Below are 6,589 nucleotides of genomic sequence, written 5' to 3'. Positions count from 1 at the left end.
GTTGTTTTACCATGGTCAACGTGACCGATTGTGCCCACGTTAACGTGTGGCTTATTACGTTCAAACTTAGCCTTAGCCATGAGATCTTCCTTTTTAAACTACTCATGGAGGATCACTCCATGAGCACTTGGTTTTAAACTATGAATTAGTTGGGCTTATAGTAATCGAAAGATTACTCGTCGTCACCTTTTTTACCACCAGCTTGGAACTTAGCAATAATGCCTTCAGCCACGTTACGTGGAGTTTCAGCATATTTAGCAAATTCCATAGAGTAAGTCGCACGACCTTGAGACATAGAACGCATGTGTGTTGCGTAACCGAACATCTCAGAAAGTGGAACTTCAGCACGGATTGCTTTAGTACCGCCAGGTAAATCGTCCATACCTTGAACCATACCACGACGACGGTTTAAGTCACCCATGATATCGCCCATGTAGTCTTCTGGAGTTTCTACTTCAACTTTCATGATAGGTTCAAGAAGAACAGGATCTGCTTTCATGAAACCATCACGGAATGCGTAAGAACCCGCCATTTTGAACGATAATTCGTCAGAGTCGACATCATGGTAAGAACCATCGAACAATGTCGCTTTGATGCCAACAACTGGGTAACCAGCTAGGACACCATTCTTCATACGTTCTTGAATACCTTTGTCTACAGCACCAAAGAATTCTTTAGGTACAACACCACCAACAACTTCTTCAGCGAACTCGTAGTCTTTACCAGCTTCAGGATCCATTGGCTCTAAACGTACATATACGTGACCGAATTTACCTTTACCACCAGTTTGACGAACAAACTTACCTTCTTGCTCAACAGATTTTTTAATCGTTTCGCGGTAAGCAACCATTGGTTTACCGATGTTCGCTTCAACACCGAATTCACGCTTCATACGGTCAACGATGATGTCAAGGTGAAGCTCACCCATACCAGCAATAATAGTCTGACCAGATTCTTCATCAGTACGAACGCGGAATGATGGATCTTCTTTCGCCAAGCGGCCCAAAGCAACTGACATTTTTTCTTGGTCAGCTTTAGTTTTAGGTTCAACTGCAAGTGCAATTACTGGTTCTGGGAATTCCATACGCTCCAATGTGATCACGTTGTTTTCATCACAAAGTGTATCACCTGTAGTCGTATCTTTAAGACCTACACATGCCGCGATATCGCCCGCACGAATTTCTTCGATGTCATGACGGTCATTAGCGTGCATCTGTACAATACGGCCAACACGTTCACGTTTAGATTTAACAGGGTTATAAACTGCACTACCAGCTTTTAGAACACCTGAGTAAACACGAACGAATGTCAAGTTACCAACGAATTTGTCGTTCATAATTTTGAACGCAAGCGCAGCAAACGGTGCTTCATCAGACGCTTCACGAGAACCTTCTGTCTCATCTTTGTCGTCTAAGATACCTTTAATTGCTTCAACGTCAGTAGGTGCTGGTAAGAATTCAATAACAGCATCCAACATACGTTGAACACCTTTGTTTTTGAACGCTGAACCACAAAGCATTGGTTGAATTTCATTCAATAATGTACGTGCACGAAGACCACCGATGATTTCTTCTTTAGTCAAATCACCTTCTTCTAGGTACTTATCCATGAGTTCTTCTGATGCTTCTGCAGCAGCTTCAACCATGTTCGTACGCCATTCTTGAGCAAGCTCAACAAGGTCAGCAGGAATTTCACCGTATTCAAACTTCATACCTTGAGATGCTTCATCCCAGATAATCGCTTTCATTTCGATAAGGTCTACTACACCTTGGAAGTTTTCTTCTGCGCCAACAGGAATCACGATTGGCACTGGATTACCACCAAGACGTGTTTTTACTTGTTCAACAGCACGGAAGAAGTTTGCACCAGTACGGTCCATTTTGTTAACGAACGCAATACGAGGTACTTTATATTTATTTGCTTGACGCCATACAGTTTCTGACTGAGGTTGTACACCACCTACAGCACAGTAAACCATGCACGCGCCGTCAAGAACACGCATAGAACGCTCAACTTCGATCGTGAAGTCAACGTGTCCCGGTGTGTCAATTACGTTAATACGGTGTTGTTCGAACTGGTTACCCATACCTTTCCAGAAGCAAGTTACTGCTGCTGAAGTAATAGTAATACCACGTTCTTGCTCTTGTTCCATCCAGTCAGTTGTTGCTGAACCTTCGTGAGTTTCACCTAGTTTGTGGCTCTCACCTGTGTAGAACAAAATACGTTCAGAAGTCGTTGTTTTACCAGCATCAATGTGTGCTGAGATACCAATGTTACGGTAACGAGAAATTGGGGTTTGACGAGCCATGATTTCTTGCATTCCTAAATTTTGTTGTTTAAAACAGGACGCTTTAAGCTGCTGAGCAGCTTAAAGCGATTCGATGACAAATCAGTGAAACCCGACTTACCACCCTCCTGAATAGGGGCTGTTTTATCCGCTTAGAAACGGTAGTGAGAGAAGGCTTTGTTGGCTTCAGCCATACGATGCACATCTTCACGTTTCTTGATCGCTGAACCTTTACCTTCAGCTGCGTCAAGCAACTCACCAGCAAGGCGTAACGCCATAGTTTTTTCAGAACGCTTAGCAGCAGCATCTACTAACCAACGCATCGCTAAAGCAGTACGACGGGATGGGCGTACTTCCATAGGAACTTGGTATGTAGCACCACCAACACGGCGTGCTTTTACTTCGACCATAGGACGAACTTTTTCAAGAGTAGTCTCGAAAAATTCAACTGGGTCTACTTTAGATTTTTCTTGAACGCGGTCTAAAGCACCGTAAACGATACTTTCAGCAATAGATTTTTTACCATCTTGCATTACGTGGTTCATGAACTTAGCGATTGTTTGGCTGCCGAACTTAGGATCCGGAAGGATTTCACGAGCAGCGACTACGCGACGTCTTGGCATTTTAATACTACCTATAAATATGACACTTCAGGTTTATCCAGCAGCAGTACAAAGTGTCATGTACTATTCGCTGGCCTTACTACACGTCGCTTGAATTTCACAAAATTAAATGCAGAAATCAGACAAGCGAGACGATAAAGGATTGCAGTTCTATACGTTTAAGAAAATGATCTATTTAGATTATTTCTTAGGACGCTTAGTACCGTATTTAGAACGAGACTGGTTACGATCTTTAACACCAGCACAGTCTAAAGAACCACGAACGGTATGGTAACGTACACCTGGTAAGTCTTTAACACGACCACCACGGATAAGAACAACACTGTGCTCTTGTAGGTTATGGCCTTCACCACCGATATAGCTAGATACTTCGAAACCTGAAGTTAAGCGAACACGGCAAACTTTACGCATTGCTGAGTTAGGTTTTTTAGGTGTAGTTGTGTAAACACGTGTACAAACACCACGACGTTGTGGACAAGCCTTCAACGCAGGAACTTTTGATTTTTCAATCAAAGTCGTACGACCCTTACGGATCAACTGATTTGTTGTTGCCATGTGGCAATTCTCCCGTTAATAAAAAGCCCCAAAAAATACTACTTTTTGAGGGCATGCAATTGTAAGCCAAGAAGTAAAAATGGTCAACATTCAACATGACATCAAATATTGACCATTGTGTGCTTACAACGAAATTTTCAGAATGATTTGATCAACCATTCATAACTAAATTTATTGTTTTTTCTGTGACGTAGGTAGTGAGTTTGCTGCTTAATCTTTCTTTTTTGAATTACGACGCTTAGGAGACGCTTTTACCTGCACAATAGGTTCGCCTTGAGGCTGGTCTTTATCAGCGTCTTGAACACTTTCATTAGAAGCCGATTCCACATGTTTTTCAGCTAAGGCCTTAAGACCATCCTCAACACTGACCGCTTCTTCTTTTTCAGACTCGGCAGATTTTGCTTCAATTTTAATTGCTGAAATTGAATCATTATGAACTGCAGACTCATCAACTTGAATAGACTCTTCTCCTTCAAGTTTTTTTGCAAACTCTTCAACCTCAACCACTAACTCATTATTGATTGACACTGCGGAATTCAATGCGAGTGAAGATTGCTTTAATAATTCTGTACCGCGCTCAAAGGCCTCCTGAACAGTTACCTGCTCATCTGGATGTTGGAGAATGTACTGCTGTGCTCCTGAAAAAACAGCTCTAGCTTTAGAATGAGCCTCTTCCACCAAACGCCAGCTATATACTGCACCAATACCAGCACCAGCCACAGGTGCTAATTTAGATAAAATTGAAATTTGAGGAATCTGATTCAACCAATTCCATTTATAACCACCTTCAGGATTACTCAGCCATTTTTTTAAAGCCGTGAAGTCGTTACTAGAGCCCAATAGGGTTTGTAGCTGATGAGTATCTTGTGTTTCCAATAAATTTGCGACTGTTCTTAATGCCACTAAAAGTGTTTGCTTTTCCGCAATAACACCTAAATCGACTTGTTTGAATACATACTCAACGATCTCTTGCTCTTGACGATGATTAAGTTCAAAACCGTGCGCGCGCCCTTCTTGGTAAATACTACGCAACGTAAATGCTAACGAGAAAGGAATATCGATGGCCGTACCAACTACACCTGTCGCACCAGACACTGCCCCCTGAACCGCTGCAATCAACTTATTTTGATTGGCTAATGCTTCACCGATACGATTCGCACGATCAGGGCTTGATTTAAGTTCATCCAAGCTTTTTGCACCAACTTCCTTTAACACATGCTCAACTGAACTTAACTCAGAAACAAAATCATTCAATTTATCAAAAAAATAATCTGCAACTTTGTTGTTTAAGTCCGGAGAGATAAAAGAAGCAACATTATTTAATTTACTGTAATGACGACCAAAAATTTTTTGAGAAACTTGAGGGACATGATCACGAAATAATTGTTGAGGGGTTTCGTACTTTTTTTGTTCAGTCATTTTTCTCTCATCTAAAGTTATGTCAATAATTTTTTGTGGATCAGGTTGTTGCGTCAATTTCGCAATTGATCCTGGTGCAACATGTTGTGCCAGTTCAAATCCAGTAGCACTGAGCTTTTTAGCCACTCCAAATGCTTTTGATACCAGTCCGCTTGATTGCTTATTATTAGAATTTGCCATTTACAACCCTCCTTCGCATTTATCACTTATGTTTAAAATTCTATGTGCAGTCAAGAGTTATCTCAACTTTATCGTGTTTTATTCGGTTGCAATATAGTGAACATATCTGCCAATAAGCGTTTTAACGCTGCGATATTGATTTGCCATAAGAATTTAAAATAGATTCTGATATCATGATACGAATTTTTGACAAGATCTTATGGACTTTTACATCCAATCAAATCGATGTGAATTTTTCCATAAAATGACTTCACCATAATAGGGAATTGTAAATGAAACGTGTTGTAATCACTGGTATGGGCATTAACTCATGCATTGGTAATACATTAGAAGATGTAAATCATGCCTTACAAAATGGTATTTCAGGCACACGTTTTAACCCAACTTATGCTGAACTTAATTTTAAAAGTCATGTTAGTGCTGCAGCAGAACAAAATTTTGACGGTATTGACCGTAAACTGAAACGCTTCATGGGTGTATGTGCGATGTATGCCTATAACGCTGCAGTCGCTGCGGTTGAAAATGCGGGTCTAACCGCTGAAGATCTTGCGGGCAATCCTCGTTATGGTATTGCGGGTGGTTCAGGCGGCAACTCTACAGCTTCTGTCGCTGAAATGATTGAACTTCTTGAAGAGAAAGGCGCACGTAAAATTGGCCCTTTCTTTGTTCCACGCAATATGTCAAATACTATTACAGCTAACGTTGGTGTGGCATTCAAATTACAAGGTATCGCCCACTCTATTACAAGTGCTTGTGCAACCTCAGCTGATGCCATTGGTTACGCATACAACCTGATTCAACTTGGCAAACAGGATCTAATGCTCGCTGGTGGTGGTGAAGAAGACCATTGGTCACAAAGTCTATTATTTGATGCAATGGGTGCTTTATGCTCAAAATATAATGACTCACCAGAAACCGCTTCTCGCCCTTACTCTGCTGATCGTGATGGTTTTGTCATTGCTGGCGGCGGTGGTTTCGTGGTACTTGAATCTCTTGAGCATGCTCAAGCGCGCGGTGCAAATATTCTTGCTGAAGTCGTTGCATATGCAGCCAACTCTGATGGTGCTGATATGGTCGCACCATCAGGTGAAGGTGCAACACGTTGCATCTTGATGGCACTTGATGAAGCAAAACAGCATGGTGTTGAAAAAATTGATTATGTAAATACACACGGCACATCTACACCAGCTGGTGATGTGACTGAATTGAAAGCAATGGAACGCGCATTCGGTGAAGGTCAAGTACCACCTTTAAGTTCAACAAAATCTATGACAGGTCATAGCTTAGGCGCTGCAGGTGTACAAGAAGCGATTTACTCTATTCTCATGATGCAGAATGACTTTATTGCACCAAATATCAACGTTACTGAGCTTGATGAAGGTGCAAAACCATTTGATATCGTACTTGAAAAACGCGATACAAAACTGAATACTGTAATGAGTAACAGTTTTGGTTTCGGCGGCGTAAATGCCTGCCTCATTTTCAAGAAATGGGAAGGCTAATTTAATTCCGCCCATAATGGGTG

5 protein-coding genes and 1 pseudogene are annotated in these 6,589 nt (G+C 41.4%); 1 reads left to right on the top strand and 5 read right to left on the bottom strand.

The window, feature by feature from the left end; all coding sequences use genetic code 11:
* The 5 genes and pseudogenes from AC1M9F_RS13870 to AC1M9F_RS13850 form a co-directional block, all read right to left on the bottom strand.
* A pseudogene (locus tag AC1M9F_RS13870) lies at positions 1-80 on the bottom strand (hypothetical protein); the annotation flags it as partial.
* A gap of 92 nt (positions 81-172) precedes the next feature.
* Complete coding sequence (gene fusA, locus AC1M9F_RS13865) at positions 173-2,308, bottom strand: elongation factor G (protein WP_035268315.1); 2,136 nt, start codon at positions 2,306-2,308, stop codon at positions 173-175.
* A gap of 131 nt (positions 2,309-2,439) precedes the next feature.
* A complete protein-coding gene (rpsG, locus tag AC1M9F_RS13860; protein ID WP_004648014.1) occupies positions 2,440-2,910 on the bottom strand; it encodes a 30S ribosomal protein S7 in 471 nt (156 codons plus the stop codon).
* A gap of 180 nt (positions 2,911-3,090) precedes the next feature.
* On the bottom strand, positions 3,091-3,465 hold the full coding sequence (gene rpsL, locus AC1M9F_RS13855; protein WP_004648013.1) for a 30S ribosomal protein S12: 375 nt from the start codon (positions 3,463-3,465) through the stop codon (positions 3,091-3,093).
* Positions 3,466-3,675: 210 nt separating this feature from the next.
* Positions 3,676-5,064, bottom strand: a complete 1,389-nt coding sequence (locus AC1M9F_RS13850) for an EcsC family protein (RefSeq protein WP_481598055.1) — start codon at positions 5,062-5,064, stop codon at positions 3,676-3,678.
* Between the two features lie 272 nt (positions 5,065-5,336).
* Here AC1M9F_RS13850 and AC1M9F_RS13845 point away from each other — a divergent pair, with 272 nt between their 5' ends.
* Entirely contained in the window at positions 5,337-6,566 is a 1,230-nt protein-coding gene (locus AC1M9F_RS13845) for a beta-ketoacyl synthase N-terminal-like domain-containing protein (protein ID WP_035268310.1), read from the top strand.
* Positions 6,567-6,589 lie beyond the last annotated feature (23 nt).

This window comes from Acinetobacter sp. ANC_7504 (assembly GCF_056779995.1).
Note: the sequence above shows the minus strand (reverse complement) of the source record. Positions and strands in the feature narration are given on the sequence as shown.

Bases quoted from the DNA above. Each gene is read 5' to 3' on its own strand.
- fusA (WP_035268315.1), bottom strand. From the start codon at position 2,308: ATGGCTCGTCAAACCCCAATTTCTCGTTACCGTAACATTGGTATCTCA.
- rpsL (WP_004648013.1), bottom strand. From the start codon at position 3,465: ATGGCAACAACAAATCAGTTGATCCGTAAGGGTCGTACGACTTTGATT.
- AC1M9F_RS13845 (WP_035268310.1), top strand. From the start codon at position 5,337: ATGAAACGTGTTGTAATCACTGGTATGGGCATTAACTCATGCATTGGT.
- rpsG (WP_004648014.1), bottom strand. From the start codon at position 2,910: ATGCCAAGACGTCGCGTAGTCGCTGCTCGTGAAATCCTTCCGGATCCT.
- AC1M9F_RS13850 (WP_481598055.1), bottom strand. From the start codon at position 5,064: ATGGCAAATTCTAATAATAAGCAATCAAGCGGACTGGTATCAAAAGCA.